This is a genomic window from Ralstonia sp. UNC404CL21Col (assembly GCF_000620465.1).
Classification (GTDB): domain Bacteria; phylum Pseudomonadota; class Gammaproteobacteria; order Burkholderiales; family Burkholderiaceae; genus Ralstonia; species Ralstonia flatus.
Genome location: NZ_JIBE01000003.1, coordinates 812,961 through 826,917, shown reverse-complemented (window position 1 = coordinate 826,917; position 13,957 = coordinate 812,961). Strand labels below are relative to the sequence as shown.

Annotated in this window: 13 protein-coding genes; 7 read left to right on the top strand and 6 right to left on the bottom strand. The window is 65.5% G+C overall.

Going from position 1 to position 13,957, the window contains the following annotated elements; translation table 11 throughout:
- Positions 1 to 219: 219 nt before the first annotated feature.
- From N511_RS0103955 to N511_RS0103940, 4 genes are all read right to left on the bottom strand, one after another.
- Complete coding sequence (locus N511_RS0103955) at positions 220 to 1,542, bottom strand: MFS transporter (protein ID WP_027678103.1); 1,323 nt, start codon at positions 1,540 to 1,542, stop codon at positions 220 to 222.
- Between the two features lie 174 nt (positions 1,543 to 1,716).
- The gene (locus tag N511_RS0103950; protein ID WP_027678102.1) at positions 1,717 to 3,075 is read right to left on the bottom strand and encodes an amidase; all 1,359 of its coding nucleotides are present in this window, start codon (positions 3,073 to 3,075) and stop codon (positions 1,717 to 1,719) included.
- Positions 3,076 to 3,102: 27 nt separating this feature from the next.
- Positions 3,103 to 3,780 carry a DUF2848 domain-containing protein gene (locus tag N511_RS0103945; protein WP_027678101.1) on the bottom strand — a complete coding sequence of 226 codons (678 nt, stop codon included), beginning with the start codon at positions 3,778 to 3,780 and terminating at the stop codon, positions 3,103 to 3,105.
- Positions 3,781 to 3,825: 45 nt separating this feature from the next.
- Positions 3,826 to 4,542: a GntR family transcriptional regulator gene (locus N511_RS0103940; protein ID WP_027678100.1), complete on the bottom strand. Its 717-nt coding sequence runs from the start codon at positions 4,540 to 4,542 to the stop codon at positions 3,826 to 3,828.
- 175 nt (positions 4,543 to 4,717) lie between these two features.
- On the opposite strand from N511_RS0103940, the gene N511_RS0103935 reads away from it, so the two are divergent.
- From N511_RS0103935 to N511_RS0103925, 3 genes are all read left to right on the top strand, one after another.
- On the top strand, positions 4,718 to 5,983 hold the full coding sequence (locus N511_RS0103935) for a flavin-dependent oxidoreductase (RefSeq protein WP_027678099.1): 1,266 nt from the start codon (positions 4,718 to 4,720) through the stop codon (positions 5,981 to 5,983).
- 40 nt (positions 5,984 to 6,023) lie between these two features.
- Complete coding sequence (locus tag N511_RS0103930) at positions 6,024 to 7,157, top strand: ABC transporter substrate-binding protein (RefSeq protein ID WP_027678098.1); 1,134 nt, start codon at positions 6,024 to 6,026, stop codon at positions 7,155 to 7,157.
- Positions 7,158 to 7,228: 71 nt separating this feature from the next.
- Positions 7,229 to 7,744 carry a MarR family winged helix-turn-helix transcriptional regulator gene (locus N511_RS0103925; RefSeq protein WP_027678097.1) on the top strand — a complete coding sequence of 172 codons (516 nt, stop codon included), beginning with the start codon at positions 7,229 to 7,231 and terminating at the stop codon, positions 7,742 to 7,744.
- A 73-nt stretch (positions 7,745 to 7,817) separates the two neighbouring features.
- On the opposite strand, the gene N511_RS0103920 is transcribed toward N511_RS0103925, so the two are convergent.
- A complete protein-coding gene (locus N511_RS0103920) occupies positions 7,818 to 8,159 on the bottom strand; it encodes a hypothetical protein (protein WP_027678096.1) in 342 nt (113 codons plus the stop codon).
- Between the two features lie 343 nt (positions 8,160 to 8,502).
- Between N511_RS0103920 and N511_RS0103915 the strand changes: the two genes are divergently transcribed.
- On the top strand, positions 8,503 to 9,717 hold the full coding sequence (locus N511_RS0103915) for an HD-GYP domain-containing protein (RefSeq protein WP_027678095.1): 1,215 nt from the start codon (positions 8,503 to 8,505) through the stop codon (positions 9,715 to 9,717).
- 25 nt (positions 9,718 to 9,742) lie between these two features.
- Here N511_RS0103915 and N511_RS25350 read toward each other — a convergent pair whose 3' ends face one another.
- Positions 9,743 to 9,901: a hypothetical protein gene (locus tag N511_RS25350; protein ID WP_197032028.1), complete on the bottom strand. Its 159-nt coding sequence runs from the start codon at positions 9,899 to 9,901 to the stop codon at positions 9,743 to 9,745.
- 230 nt (positions 9,902 to 10,131) lie between these two features.
- On the opposite strand from N511_RS25350, the gene N511_RS0103905 reads away from it, so the two are divergent.
- The 3 genes from N511_RS0103905 to N511_RS0103895 all read left to right on the top strand — a co-directional run bounded on the left by N511_RS0103905 (position 10,132) and on the right by N511_RS0103895 (position 13,911).
- Positions 10,132 to 11,118 (top strand): DUF6685 family protein, encoded by a 987-nt coding sequence (locus N511_RS0103905; RefSeq protein WP_027678094.1) that lies wholly within the window; start codon positions 10,132 to 10,134, stop codon positions 11,116 to 11,118.
- Between the two features lie 105 nt (positions 11,119 to 11,223).
- Entirely contained in the window at positions 11,224 to 11,640 is a 417-nt protein-coding gene (locus N511_RS0103900) for a hypothetical protein (RefSeq protein ID WP_037026246.1), read from the top strand.
- An 87-nt stretch (positions 11,641 to 11,727) separates the two neighbouring features.
- The gene (locus N511_RS0103895; RefSeq protein ID WP_027678092.1) at positions 11,728 to 13,911 is read left to right on the top strand and encodes a TonB-dependent receptor; all 2,184 of its coding nucleotides are present in this window, start codon (positions 11,728 to 11,730) and stop codon (positions 13,909 to 13,911) included.
- Positions 13,912 to 13,957 lie beyond the last annotated feature (46 nt).

Sequence of the window (13,957 nt, the reverse complement as noted above, 5' to 3'; positions counted from 1 at the left end):
GTCTTGCCAAAGAAAGGTAAGCAAAGAAAAGCGCGCCCGAGATGGCGAACCACTCCTTGAATTTCTGTAACCGGGCGGAGACGGGGAAAACTCGCTTCGCTCAGACAGTTCCCCGTCTTTTTTCCGCCCGCTTACAGAAATTCAAGGCGCCATCTAGGGCAGGGTACGGCCAAACCATCGCGGCGCTGGGGTTGGCGCTGCGATGGTTCGTCTGCGTGCTTAGTGTTTGCGTGTGCCCAGGATGACCAGGACGGCGGCGCCCAGCTCCAACGCGGCCACGAAGTAGAGGCCAGCGGAGAGGCGGCCCGTGCTCGTTTTCAGCCAGCCGATCATGTACGGCGCGACGAAGCCGGCCAGGTTGCCGATGGAGTTGATGAGGGCGATGCCGCCTGCGGCTGCAGTGCCGGCCAGGAAGACAGCGGGAATCGACCAGAACACCGGGAACGCGGCGAGGATGCCGATGGCGGCGACGGTGAGCGAGATCAGCGCGAGCGCCGGCGAGCCGAGCAGTGCGCCTGTTGCGACCAGGCCGGCGGCTGCGATGACGGCGGCGATGGCGCAGTGCATGCGGCGCTCGCCCGTGCGATCGGAATGCGCGCCGTTCCAGACCATCGCAATCGTGCCGGCGATGAACGGAATGGCCGCGATCAGGCCGATCTGGAAATTGCCCTGCACGCCCAGCTCCTTGATGATCGACGGCGTCCAGAACGCGATGGTGGCGTTGCCGCTGACCACGCAGAAGTAGATGGCTGCGCAGATCCACACGCGGGCGTTGGCCAGTGCGGCGCCAAACGAGGCGTGCTTGGCGGGGTCGCGGTTCTCGACTTCAACGGCGCGCACGACGGCGTCTTGCTCGGCAGCGGAGAGCCACTTCGCCTGACGCGGTGTTTCGGGCAGCCACGCAAGCACGGCAAAGCCGGCCAGCACGGACGGAATGCCCTCGAGCAGGAACAGCCATTGCCAGTTGGCGAGGTGGCCCACGCCTTCCATGCGGCTCATGATGAAACCGGCAATCGGGCCGCCCACCACGCCCGCAATCGCAAACGAGGTCATGAACAGGCCGTTGATGCGCGCGCGGTGTGCGGAGGGAAACCAGTACGTCAGGTACAGCACCACGCCCGGGAAGAAGCCGGCTTCAAAGATGCCCAGCAGAAAGCGCATCACGTAGAACGAGGTCGGCGTCTTCACGTAGATCATCGCCATCGACGCCAGGCCCCACAGGATGGTGATGCGCGCGAGCGTCTTGCGTGCGCCGATCTTTTCGAGCAGCAGGTTGCTCGGCACTTCGAACAGGAAGTAGCCGATGAAGAAGATGCCGGCGCCCAGGCCGTACACCGCTTCGCTGAACTGCAGATCCTGCAGCATCGACAGCTTGGCGAAACCGACATTGACGCGGTCGATCCACGCGAGAATGAACAGCACCACCAGGAACGGCACCAGGCGATACGCAATGCGGCGGTAGGTGGCATCCAGCTCGGTGCTGGGAAGCGGGCGACTGGCCGGGTCGGTCGGGTTGGCCGGCAAGGCTTGGGTTTGCGACATGGTTTCCTCCAATAGCGTGTGAGGGCGCCGGCGCTTCGTGTGCTGCTGTGTTTTACGAAACGCAGGCATGCGTTGGGCCTGGCGCGTCTACAGCACGCCTTTTCTTTTTTCGGCTTGGCTTGGGGAACCGCCTGCGTGGCCCGGACGCCGGCGGCGAATGTTCTGGCTAATCGATCAACGCAGGGCAGCCTCCACCGCCCGGCCGACGCGCAGGATGCGCGCGTCGTCGTTGGCGAGACCGCAGAGCGACAGGCCGACCGGCAGTTCTCCGGCAGCGTGTACCGGCAGCGTCAACGCGCAGCCGTCCAGGAAATTGATCACGCTCGGATTGCGCAGCGCGAGGGCGTTGACGCGGAAGAACGCTGCGTCGTCAGCTTCAAGCGGTGCGACTTCGGGCGGCACGATGGCCACCGTCGGCATCAGCCATGCATCGAAGTTGCCCAGCCGCTTGCGCGCGGCGGCAATCATGCGCACGCGTGCGTTGATCACGTCGATGTAGGCGGCTGCGCTCATCTGTTCGCCACGGCGGATGCGCGTGGCGACGCGCGGGTCGTACTGCGCTTCGGCACGCGCGAGCAGCGCGCGATGCCATGCCCAGGATTCCGCTGCCGAAAAGCCGCCGCCGCTGTTGATGTCCGGCAGTTGCAGCAGCTCGGGAAATTCGAAACGCACGATGTGCGCGCCGGCACGTTCCAGCCGCTCGACAGCGCGCTCGAACGCAACGGCGACTGTGTTGTCGAGATCCGCGCCGACAAAGTCCTGCGTGATGCCGAAGCGCAATCCGGCCAGCGGTACTGCGGTGGTGTCGAACGCATCGTTGCCGGACTGGCCGCTCAACACGGCATCGACGATGGCGCAGCAGTCAACCGAGTTGGCGAGCGGGCCGCCGGAATCGAGCGAGGTGGACAGCGGCACGCCGCCCGTCATCGGCACACGGCGCGCGGTGGGCTTGAAGCCCGTCAGATTGCAGAACGCCGAGGGAATGCGGATCGAGCCGCCGGTGTCCGTGCCCAATGCCGCCACGGCCATGCCGCCTGCCACGGTGACGGCACCGCCCGACGTGGAGCCGCCTGCCGCGCGCGCGCCATCGGCCGGCGTGCGCGGTGTGCCGTAATGCGGATTCAGGCCCAGACCGGAGAACGCAAATTCGCTCATGTTGGTGCGGCCGAGCAGCACGGCGCCGGCTGCACGCAGGCGCGCCACGGCGGCGGCATCGGTAGTGGCGGGCGGCTGGTCGGCCAGGGCGCGCGAACCGGCAGACGTCACTTGGCCGGCCACATCGAACAGATCCTTGATCGACACCGGCAGCCCCGCCAGCAGCGAGGGCACGTTGCCTGCCTCACGCGCGGCGTCGGCGGCGCGCGCCATGGCCAGCGCGGCTTGCTCGTCGAGGCTCACGTAGGCGGCACCGCCGGCGGCGCGGTGCGCTGCGGCGTGCTCCAGGGCGGCCTCTGTCAGCGCGACGCTGGTGGTGCGGCCGGCAGCCAGGTCAGCGGCCAGCGCGCGGATCATGTTCGGGCGGGGCGTCATCATGCGGTGGTCTCCGTGAGGTGGGGCGCTTCAGCCTTCAACAGGCAGCGTGTCGACAGCATAGCGATGGCGCAACTCGGTGCCCGACACCGGGTCGATCAGGGCCATGTCGAAGGCCTCGCCAAAACCGAGTTCGCCGATGATGGGCTGCGTGCCGCAGAACATAGCGGTGCCGACCGGGAGCGTGTCGTTGCCGGTGTAGCGGCGGATGAGGTCGCGCGGGTCGAGCATGCGCGTGACGCCGCCTTCCTGGTACAGCGCGGTCTGGCCGTCGCGGGTGCGCCAGGTTTTCATCTGCAGGCTGTCCCAGTGGTCGGCCAGCGCTTCGAAGCGCCACACATCGCGGCTGACGGGCTTGGCGCACATCTGCTTGGAAACCGTCACGCCATAGGCTTCGACCTTGCGGTCGGTGTGGTCGGAACCAATGCCGACCAGCAGGCCCATCGGCGTCGAATACAGCACGAACTCCGCTTCGCCGGAGGAGTCGGCGCCGGGAATCTCCACGGTGGCATCGGTGGTCAGCAGCGAGGCCGACACGCGGTAGAAGCACGGCACACGCGCCGGACGCGCCACGCCGATCGCTTCAAGCTCAGCAATGTGGTGTTCGACGGCGTCGGCATCGCGGCCGGTCCAGCCGGCAATGACAAGGTGGTCCACGGTCACGTCGATGGGGCCGTGGCCGATCAGGTTCAGGTGCAGCGTGGTCATGCGGAATCCGGAAGAGGCGGGAAAGCGAACGGGGGGAAATCAGGATCAGAGCGTGCGGATGATCGTCCGGCGGAACTCGTCGATGTGCTCGCGAATGGCCTCGCGCGCTGCGGGCACATCGCGGCGCTCCAGCGCATCGAGCACGGCGAGGTGTTCGTCGTACACGTTCTGCAGGTGTTGCGGCTCTGACAGCGAGAGGAACCAGAAGCGCGCCTGCTTCTCGTGCAGGCCGCGCAGCAATTCGGCCAGCACGCGGTTGCGCGACGCGGCGGAAATGGCGAGGTGGAACTTGAGGTCCAGCGCGGCCAGCGCGGCAATGTCGCGGTGTTCGATCAGCGCGGGCGATGCATCGACGATGGCGCGCATGGCTTCGAAATCCGCCGGGTGGGCACGCTCGGCGGCCAGCGTCACGCACAGGATCTCGTTGGTGGCGCGCACCTCGATCATGTCGAGCACGTCGTTGAGCGACAGCGGCGTCACCAGCACGCCCTTGCGCGGCAGGATCTGCACCAGCCCTTCCACCTCCAGCCGATGCAGCGCCTGGTGGATGGGCGTGCGGCCCAATCCCAGGATCGTGCCGAGCTGTGCTTCGTTGAGCGGCTCGCCGGGGCGGAATTCGCACGCCATGATGCGGCGTTTGATCTCGCTGTAGGCGAGTTCACGCATGGCGGCGCCTTTGGGCGCATGCGCTGCGGGCTCAACGGCAAATGGTGCAGGGGCGGGCTTGGCGGCGCCGGAAACAAGCTTGATGGGACGCGACATGGGGCGGCCTCGAATCTCGTAAAAGTCGAGTGATGGTATTGTGATATCTCACAGAGCGTCAAGCGGTCAACGCGCCGCATTCAGCCCCCATCGTCTAGGTATTTGCCCTGATATGCCCCCGGCGGGAGGGCCTCGCGATTCGTTATAGACTGCAACAAATTTCAGGGAGACAGCCATGAAGATCGCCATCATCGGGGCGGGCATCGGCGGCTTGACGCTCGCGTTGATGGCCGAGCGCCAAGGCTTTGAGGTCGAAGTGTGGGAGGCCGTGCAGACGCTGCGGCCGCTGGGTGTCGGCATCAATTTGCTGCCGCACGCCGCGCGCCAGTTGTGCGAACTGGGGCTGGAAGACACGTTGAGCGCGCTGGCGATTCGTACTTCCGCGCTGGCGTACTACAACCGTTTCGGCCAGCCGATCTGGCACGAGCCGCGCGGGTTGGCCGCCGGGTACGACTGGCCGCAGTTCTCCATCCATCGCGGCGAATTCCAGATGGCCCTGGCCGATGCCGTGATTGAGCGGCTCGGTGCGGACTGCATCCGCCTGGGTCACAGCTTCGAAGCGGTCCAGTCGACGGGGGAGAAGGGCGGCCCCGTGCGCTTCACCCTGCGTGATCGTGCCAACGACACTGTGGTCGAATCCTCGGCCGACGTGCTGATCGGCGCGGATGGCATCCACTCTGCCGTGCGCCGGCACTTCTACCCGACGGGCGATGCTCCGCGCTTTGCGGGCCGCATGCTGTGGCGCGCCGTCACCGAGGCCGCGCCGTATCTCGATGGCCGCACCATGTTCATGGCCGGCCATCAGGACCAGAAGTTCGTCGCCTATCCGATCTCCGAACCGCTGCGCCAGCAGGGCCGCTCACGCATCAACTGGATTGCCGAACTGCGCGTCCCCGACGAGGCGCCGCCGCGCAGCGACTGGAACCGCGAGGTCGACCGCGCGATCTTCCGCAGCGCCTTCGCCGACTGGAAATGGGACTGGATCGACATTCCCGCCTTGATCGACGGCGCCCAGGCCGTGTACGAATTCCCGCTCGTCGACAAAGATCCGCTGCCGCGCTGGACTTTCAGCCGCGTCACGCTGTTGGGCGATGCGGCGCACCCGATGTATCCGATCGGTTCGAACGGCAGCGCCCAGGCGATTCTCGATGCGCGCGCGTTGGTCGACTGCCTGCTCGCCACACGCGACACCGGCGTCGCCCTGCGCGAGTACGAGGCCGATCGCCTGCCGCGCACCGCGGGCATCGTGCTGCGCAACCGCCTCAATGGGCCGGAGCAGGTCATGCAGCTCGCGCATGAGCGCGCGCCGCAAGGCTTTTCGCGCATCGACGACGTGATCCCGCGCGCCGAGCTGGAAGGGATTGCGATGCGCTATAAAAAACTGGCCGGCTTCGATCCGCAGTCGCTGCGCGATCAGCCGTCCATGCCGGGCCGCGCCTGAAGCACCTGTACGTTCAAACGCCAAAAAAAAGAGGGGACCCATGACCATCCGCCGCACCATCTGCGCCGCTGCTGCGCTGTTGCTTGCCACCGCCGCCCATGCCGACATCGTCGTGGGTGTGAGCCTGTCAACGACAGGGCCGTCGGCGTCGCTCGGCATCACGCAGAAGAATTCGCTGGCGTTCTATCCGGATGCCATCGGCGGCGAAAAGCTGCGCCTCGTGGTGGTGGATGACGCCTCCGACCCGAGCACCGGCACGCGCCTGGCGCGCAAGCTTGTCACGGAAGACCACGTCGACATCATCGTGGGCTCATCGGCCGTGGCACCGTCGATTGCGATTGCCGAAGTCGCCACCGAATCGCACACGCCGCAACTGGCGCTGGCGCCGGTGGAGCTGAAGCCGGGCAAGGGCGATTGGACTTACCGGCTTGCGCAGCCCATCTCGCTGATGGCCGAGGCGATTGCTACGCGCATGGCGGCGTCCGGCGTCAAGAACGTCGGCTTCATCGGCTTTTCGGATGCGTACGGCGAGAGCTGGCTGAAGGACTTCACTGCTGCCACCACGCCGCGCGGCATCAACATCGTCGACGTGGAACGCTATGCCCGCGCAGATACCAGCGTGACGGGGCAGGTCGCCAAGCTGGTCAGCATCAAGCCCGATGCGATCTTGGTGGCCGGTGCGGGCACCGGCGCAGCGCTGCCGCACACCGCATTGCGCGATCGCGGTTATGCAGGCCCGATCTACCAGACGCACGGTGCGGCCACGAAAGACCTGATCCGCATCGGCGGCAAGACGGTCGACGGGGCCATCCTGCCGGCCGGCCCCGTGATCGTGGCCGAGCAATTGCCTGACAGCCACCCGAGCAAGAAGACCGCGCTTGAATACGTGACGCGCTATGAGAAAGCCAACGGCACCGACACGCGCACGCAGTTCGGTGCCCACACGTGGGATGCGCTGCAGGTGCTCCAGCGCATCGTGCCGGTGGCGCTCAAGAAGGCCAAGCCGGGCACGCCGGAGTTCCGCCAGGCGCTGAAGAACGCGCTGGAATCGGAGCGCGACATCGTCGTTTCGCATGGCGTGCTCAACTACACGGCCGCGGATCATTTCGGCTTTGACGCGCGCGGCCGCGTGCTGCTGACCATCGACCACGGCAAGTGGAAATTGTTGAACTGAAACGCGCGCGCGCGTGGCCGGCGGGCGCATCGCCGACGATAATCGAGGGGTCTTTCACCATCGACACCGCCATGCCGCGCACGCCCAAAGCCGACGACCTGTATCCCGCCGTGGCCCCCTCGGGGCACTTCAACCCGCATCTGGCGGACGTGGAGTATGGCGCGCTTGACGGCCTCGTCGGCTATGCGGTGCGCCGGGCGCAGCTGCACATCTACGAAGATTTCGTGCGGTCTCTGCAGGCGTGGAACATCACGCCGCCGCGCTTCTCGGCCATGACCGTGATCGCGCACAACCCGAACCTCAAGCTGACCGAACTGGCCAACATCCTCGGCGTGGCGCGCTCCGGCGCGGTCTTGCTGGTCGATACGCTGGAAGACATGGGCATGGTCGAACGGCAGCCGTCGCCCAAGGACAAGCGCGCGTTCCGGCTCGTGCTGACGGCCAAGGGCGCCACCACCCTCGACGAAATCACCCGCGCCGTCACCGCGCACGATGCCCGCGTGACAGCGCATCTTTCGGCGGACGAGCGGCACACGCTGCTGGCGCTGCTCAACAAGCTGGCATCGGGGCCGGATTCTGCTGCCTGACCGGCTGACTGCGCGTGCAAATGACAAGCGGCCCGAGGGTGGGCCGCTTTGCTTTGGTGGAGGTGCCGGCGCGTCAGCGCTTGTTGGCGTCGATGGCCTTCTGCCAGAGGTCCTTATCCGGCGGATACAGCGAGTCGAAGTATTCGCGCAGCGTGCAGATTTCCTGGACGATCTCGAACGGAAATCCCTGGCGGCCGCCCCGGTCGTCGATCTGCAGGCTGTTCAGGTAGCGCCGGCAGCCGATGAAATCCGCCCACTTGGCGGCGATCGTGTTGATGATGCGCGGAAACTTCCGGCCGAGTTCGATCGGCCGCACCTCGTCGGGCAGGGACGCCAGCCAGCGGATGGCGTCGCGGTTGAGCGCGAAGTCATCGGCGTTCTGCTGCTTGCGTTGAGAGGTGGGATCTTGGGTCATATCGGATGCGCATCCTTGAGGTCTAGTGTACCCCTCCCGCGCCGGGCCGCCAGCCCGACCGGCGAGGGTCTTGACGCACCACCTGTTTGATTCGACCGCTGCCACAGCCGGTGTCCCGCCGTTTGCTTGCCTCGGCTGCGGTACGCCGCGCGCCGCCCAATCCACATCCGCCTCAAGTTTTGCGCAGGCTTGCCGATAAGCCAAGCGCGGTTTGGCGCGCTGAAGGACCAGAGCATCCAGCAGCTTAAAACGCCTAGACTGCGAAACACGAGCCAGTGTCGGCTGGCACGCCGCTCCCCTAATTCAATCAAAAAACCGGACGTTGAGCCGAGGTAGGCAGGGTATGAAGCGAATCGATGCGAGCCAATTGCGTGTCGGCATGTTTGTGATGAAGCTGGGCGGGTCCTGGCTCAAGCATCCGTTCTGGCGTGCGCAATTCCAGTTGTCGCACCAGGGCCAGATCGACGACATCCGCAAAGCGGGTATCACCGAGATCTGGATCGACCCCGAGCGCGGCGAAGACGTCATGTCCGAGACCCTGATGCCCACGCCGGCTCCGGCGCCCGCCCCCGAGCCGCTCACGCGCGAGACCGTGGCCGCGCGGCCGCCGATCACGCCGACGTCGCTCAAGGAAGAGTGGAAGCACGCCCAGCAGCTGATGCAGAACGGCAAGGCGACGCTCGGCCACATGTTTTCCGAAGCGCGCATGGGCCGCGCGCTGGAAACCGAAAAGGCGCTGCTGCTGGTGGACGACGTGTCCAACTCGCTGGCACGCAACTCCTATGCGCTGATTGCCTTGGCGCGGCTGAAGAACAAGGACGACTACACCTACCTGCATTCGTTTGCCGTGTGTGCGCTGATGGTGGCGCTGGCCAAGACGCTGGGCCTGCCTGAAGACGAGATCCGCGAATGCGGGCTGGGTGGGCTGGTGCACGACATCGGCAAATCGGCCATGCCGCGCACGCTGCTCGACAAGAGCACGGCGCTGACCAAGGACGAACTGGCGCTGCTGCAGACGCACGCGGTGGGCGGCCATCATCTGCTGCAGGGCACCGGCCAGTTCAGCGAGATCGCGCGCGAAATCTGCCTGCACCACCACGAGCGCATCGACGGCAGCGGCTACCCTGACGCCCAGAAGGCGGACGGCATCAGCCTGTGGGCCAAGATGGGCGCCATTTGCGACGTGTACGACACGCTCACGTCGAGCAGCCCCTACCACCATGCGTGGTCTCCGGCGCAGGCGCTGAAATACATGATGGCGCGCACCGACACGCAGTTCGATCGCACAGTCTTCCAGGCCTTTACGCGCAGCGTGGGCATCTACCCCGTCGGCACGCTGGTCAAGCTGCGGACCAACCGGTTGGCCGTGGTCGTTCACCAGAACGAGGCGTCTGCGCTGAAGCCGGACGTGGTGGTTTTCTATTCGGGCAACACGAAGACGCGGGTGCGCCCCGAGCGCATCAGCCTGGGCAAGTCCGACGATTCGATCGTCACCGTGGAAGACGCCACCACGTGGGGTTTGTCGGACGAGGAAGTGTCCGACATGTGCCTGGTCTGAGGCGGCGGCCCAGCGTCAGACGACGTCAGAAGTCTTCCACGGGCGGCTCTTTCTGCTCCGCCGGGTCCGGGCGGGTGTCGCGTGGCACCGCTTCACCGGGCTTGCGCTGTGCGGGCTGTGGCTGCGCTTTTGGGCTTTCGGGCTGCGTCGTATCGGTTTCGGAACGGTCTGGCTGGGTGGACATCGCGGTCTCCTGATCAGCAGATGCCTCTCTTCCAGCATGCGGCGCGCCCGGGCAAGCCCCTACGTTTCATGTGTATTTTTCTTAACACGGAGTTCAACAAACTTCATGGCACACCCCTCTAAAGTGGGGTACGTTTGAGTCGTTGGTTTTTACATTGCTGAACAATCGCCACACATTCAGAGCGACGTCGGCAATCCGCAAACAAACGATTCAGTCTTCCGGGGGGTGACATGAACGTTTCCAATCTACTGCATGCGGCGTCGAACTGGGTCGTCCAGTCGCGCGCCTTCAATGTCACGCAATCGGTTGCACACCATCGCACGCCCAGCGATGCGTTGTCGCACTGGAAACTCGATATCTGGCACAAGAGCGTGCCGTTCCTGCTCGAGGGCGGCTTGGCCGAACCCGCGCACCAGCTGTTTCCGAAGCATCTTGCGCATGCCGACTGGGTGGACGAGCTGCACCACCATCTCAGCCAGCTGGTGGGCGTGCGCCGCGAGCACTGCAAGATCGATATCCGCGCGGTGACAGGGCTGGCGCAGTCGCCGTGCTCGGTGCACTCGTTTCCGAGCATGCTGGTATTCGCGCATCAGCATTGCCGCCGCATTCCGCACAGCACGGACGCCGACTTTGCCGCCAACCGGCGCCACGTCTTCCGTTACGCAGATCAGGCGAACGTGTTCCGTGCCTACGACTTTGCCGGCGGCGAGCTGTTCTACATGAACGAGTGGGGCGCGCACCATTTCGCCGCGCTGGCGTTGCAGGCGCGTACGCAGAACCGAGAGCTGCTGGTCGATGCCGAGGTGCGCCACGCGCGTTCTGCGCTGGGGCTGCGGCGGTTGCTTGACGGCTTCTACGTGATCGGGGCGCGGCGCCAAGGGCAGCAGCGCTATGGCACGCGCTTGTCGGAAGCGCTGGCCAGCCACCAGGTGCCGCACCGCTGGATGCATGGTCGCCGCGAGGCCGAAGGCTTCGAGCTGTGCTTCCTGCCCAAGTCCGATCGCTTTGCCAACTGCGTGGGCGAACAGCTCGTGCGCGACGGCTGGTTCGACTATGGCGCCTGGCTGGCCAGCTTGCACGATGCCACCGAGGTGGGCGCTCCCGCCCAACGCGCCGAGGCCGCCCGCAAGACGCGGTCGAACTGGAAGCGTGTGCCGGTGCCAGCCCTGGGCGTGCCGACCGGTCTCATGCCGGGTTTTGCGCACACGCGCTTGTAATACAAGCGCGCTACGCTCGAGGGCTGTTCTGCCCCTCCACCTAACGGATTGCTGAATCAGGCGGCTGGTGTCAGAATTCGCAACTTAGTTGCATTGGGGCGCACAATGTCAGGGGATATTGTGCGCCGGCACCTGCGCCCGACCTTGCGTTCCTTCCGCTCCTCCTTCCTCCATCCGCGTTGGCTGGCTTGCCTGCTGACCGTGTTCCTGCTGTTCGGTCAGCAGGGCGCGCTGCGGCATGCGCTCTCGCATTGGAGTGAATTCAGCGAAGCGACCGGCGTCGAGTTCAACGCCGCCGCCACGGCCAAGCCGGCCAGTGCCGAGCGCAGTCAGCCCGCGCAGGAGCACGCTGCGTGCTTGCAGTGCGCAGCCTACGCCGCGCTGGCGGCGGCCTTGCCGATGCTGGTGTCGCTGCGCCTGGCGCAGACGCGGCGCTGGCACTTTCCGCGCATCGGCTTTCATGCGGGCGCACCGGTGTTTCCGGTGGCTGTGTGTTCGCGCGATCCTCCAATTTGCTTTTGATTCCTGCCTTGCCCGTGGGCGCGCGCGTTGTGGTGACGCATGCGCGTGCCGCTGTTTAACGCATCCGCTCGATTCAAAGGTTTTTCCATGATTCCGTTCCAGCCCCGCAAGCTGGTGATGGCGCTTGCCGCCGTCCTGCCGTCCGTCGCCTCGGTTTCCGCCCTGGCTCAGGAGGCCACACCGCCGGCCGCCACGCCTTCCACGCCCGCCACGACGGCACCCGCCACCAACGTGCGCGACCTCAGCGAAACCCGCGTCACGGCCAAGCGCCTGGATGCCGCACGCAATGCGCTGTCGCCGGACACCGGCAGCTCCGTCTACAAGTTCGACACCGATGACATTGCCCGCCTGCCGCTGGGCGATGCCACGCCGCTGAACCAGGTGCTGCTGCAGGCGCCGGGCGTGGTGCAAGATTCCTACGGGCAACTGCACGTGCGCGGAGACCACTCCAACCTGCAATACCGCATCAATGGCGTGATCGTCCCCGAGCCGATCAGCGGTTTTGGGCAGATGCTGGATACGCGCTTCGCCAACCAGATCAACGTGCTGACCGGCGCGCTGCCGGCGCAATACGGCTACCGCACCGCCGGGATTGTCGACATCACCACCAAGGGCGCGTCTGCCGACGAGGACGGCGAGCCGAAGGCCTTCGGCGGCGAGATCGGCACGGTGCTGGGCAGCAATGCCACGCACGAGGTCAATGCGCAGATTCAGGGCACGAAAGACCGCTTCAGCTATTACCTGTCGGGCGTGTTCCTGGAAAACAACCTCGGCATTGAAAACCCGACGGGCAACCGCAACGCCACGCACGACCACACCACGCAAAACAAGTCGTTCGGCATGCTCTCGTACCTGCTCGACAACGACAGCCGCGTGAGCTTCATGTTCGGCACGTCAAACGGCCGTTTCCAGATTCCGACGCGCCCGGGCCTGACGCCGCAGTTCACGCTCGATGGCGCGGTGCCGCCGGCGTCGGAGGCGCTCAACGCCAATCAGCGCGAAAAGACCGACTTCCAGATCCTGACGTATCAGCAGAAGGTGTCGCCCAAGCTCGACTACCAGGTGTCGGTGTTCCGCCGCGCAAGCCGCATCGACTACATGCCGGATCCGATCGGGGACTTGGTCTACAACGGCGTGGCCGCCGACATTACGCGCCGCAACGAGGCTTACGGCCTGCAGGGCGATGCGAGCTACAAGCTGACCGACAAGCACACGCTGCGTGCCGGCGTGTTCGTCCAGCGCGAGCGCTATGTGGCCAACAACACTTCCAGCGTGTTTGCCGCCGACGACTCCGGTGCCCAGACCAGCAACACGCCGTTCACCATCGTCGACAACCACAGCGGCAGCGGCACGACGCTGGGCGTCTACCTGCAGGACGAGTGGAAGCCCACCGACAAGCTCACCGTCAACTACGGCGCACGCTACGACCGCGTCAACACCATCGTCAGCGAGCAGCAACTCAGCCCGCGCCTTGGGCTGACGTACGACCTGACGCCGCGCACCCGCGTGCATGCCGGCTACGCGCGCTACTTCACGCCGCCGCCCACGGAGAAGTTCGACACCACGTCGGTGCAGGCCTTTGCCGGCACGACCAACGCGTTGCCGTCGGATGCCAACACGGCTGTCAAGTCGGAGCGCTCGAACTACTTTGATCTCGGGATTTCGCACCAGCTCACGCCGCATCTGACGTTGGGTCTGGATGCGTATTACCGCGACGTGCGTCACCTGCAGGACGAAGGGCAGTTCGGCAACGCGCTGCTGTACTCGGCGTTCAACTACGAGCGTGGCCGCATCTACGGCCTGGAAGGCAGCGCGAACTATCGCAACGGCAACTTCGGGGCCTACCTGAACCTGGCGGTGTCGCGCGCGCAGGGCAAGGGCATCGAGACCGGCCAGTTCAACTTTGGTGCCGACGAGCTGGCCTACATCAACAACCATTGGGTCAACCTCGATCACGACCAGCGCCTGACCGCGTCGGCTGGCGTGTCGTATCGGTATTCCGGCACGACGTATACGAGCGATGTGCTGTTCGGAACGGGCCTGCGCAACGGCTTTGTCAACTCCGACCACCTGCCGGCCTACTGGCAGATGAATGTCGGTGCTGCCCGCGACTTCAACGTGCCGACGCTGGGCAAGTTCAAGACGCGGCTGACCGTGCTGAACATCTTCGATCGCAGCTACCAGCTGCGCGATGGCACTGGCATTGGCGTGGGTGCGCCGCAGTTTGCGCCGCGCCGTACGTTCCTGTTGTCGGTCAGCAAGCCGTTCTAAGCAAATCGGGCCAGCATATGTAGCTGGCCCGATCTTGCATCGATTA

Coding starts and splice junctions, on each gene's coding strand:
- N511_RS0103950 (WP_027678102.1), bottom strand. CDS start 3,075: ATGATGACGCCCCGCCCGAACATGATCCGCGCGCTGGCCGCTGACCTG.
- N511_RS25350 (WP_197032028.1), bottom strand. CDS start 9,901: ATGTCCACCCAGCCAGACCGTTCCGAAACCGATACGACGCAGCCCGAA.
- N511_RS0103935 (WP_027678099.1), top strand. CDS start 4,718: ATGAAGATCGCCATCATCGGGGCGGGCATCGGCGGCTTGACGCTCGCG.
- N511_RS0103895 (WP_027678092.1), top strand. CDS start 11,728: ATGATTCCGTTCCAGCCCCGCAAGCTGGTGATGGCGCTTGCCGCCGTC.
- N511_RS0103945 (WP_027678101.1), bottom strand. CDS start 3,780: ATGACCACGCTGCACCTGAACCTGATCGGCCACGGCCCCATCGACGTG.
- N511_RS0103925 (WP_027678097.1), top strand. CDS start 7,229: ATGCCGCGCACGCCCAAAGCCGACGACCTGTATCCCGCCGTGGCCCCC.
- N511_RS0103900 (WP_037026246.1), top strand. CDS start 11,224: ATGTCAGGGGATATTGTGCGCCGGCACCTGCGCCCGACCTTGCGTTCC.
- N511_RS0103930 (WP_027678098.1), top strand. CDS start 6,024: ATGACCATCCGCCGCACCATCTGCGCCGCTGCTGCGCTGTTGCTTGCC.
- N511_RS0103920 (WP_027678096.1), bottom strand. CDS start 8,159: ATGACCCAAGATCCCACCTCTCAACGCAAGCAGCAGAACGCCGATGAC.
- N511_RS0103915 (WP_027678095.1), top strand. CDS start 8,503: ATGAAGCGAATCGATGCGAGCCAATTGCGTGTCGGCATGTTTGTGATG.
- N511_RS0103905 (WP_027678094.1), top strand. CDS start 10,132: ATGAACGTTTCCAATCTACTGCATGCGGCGTCGAACTGGGTCGTCCAG.
- N511_RS0103955 (WP_027678103.1), bottom strand. CDS start 1,542: ATGTCGCAAACCCAAGCCTTGCCGGCCAACCCGACCGACCCGGCCAGT.
- N511_RS0103940 (WP_027678100.1), bottom strand. CDS start 4,542: ATGTCGCGTCCCATCAAGCTTGTTTCCGGCGCCGCCAAGCCCGCCCCT.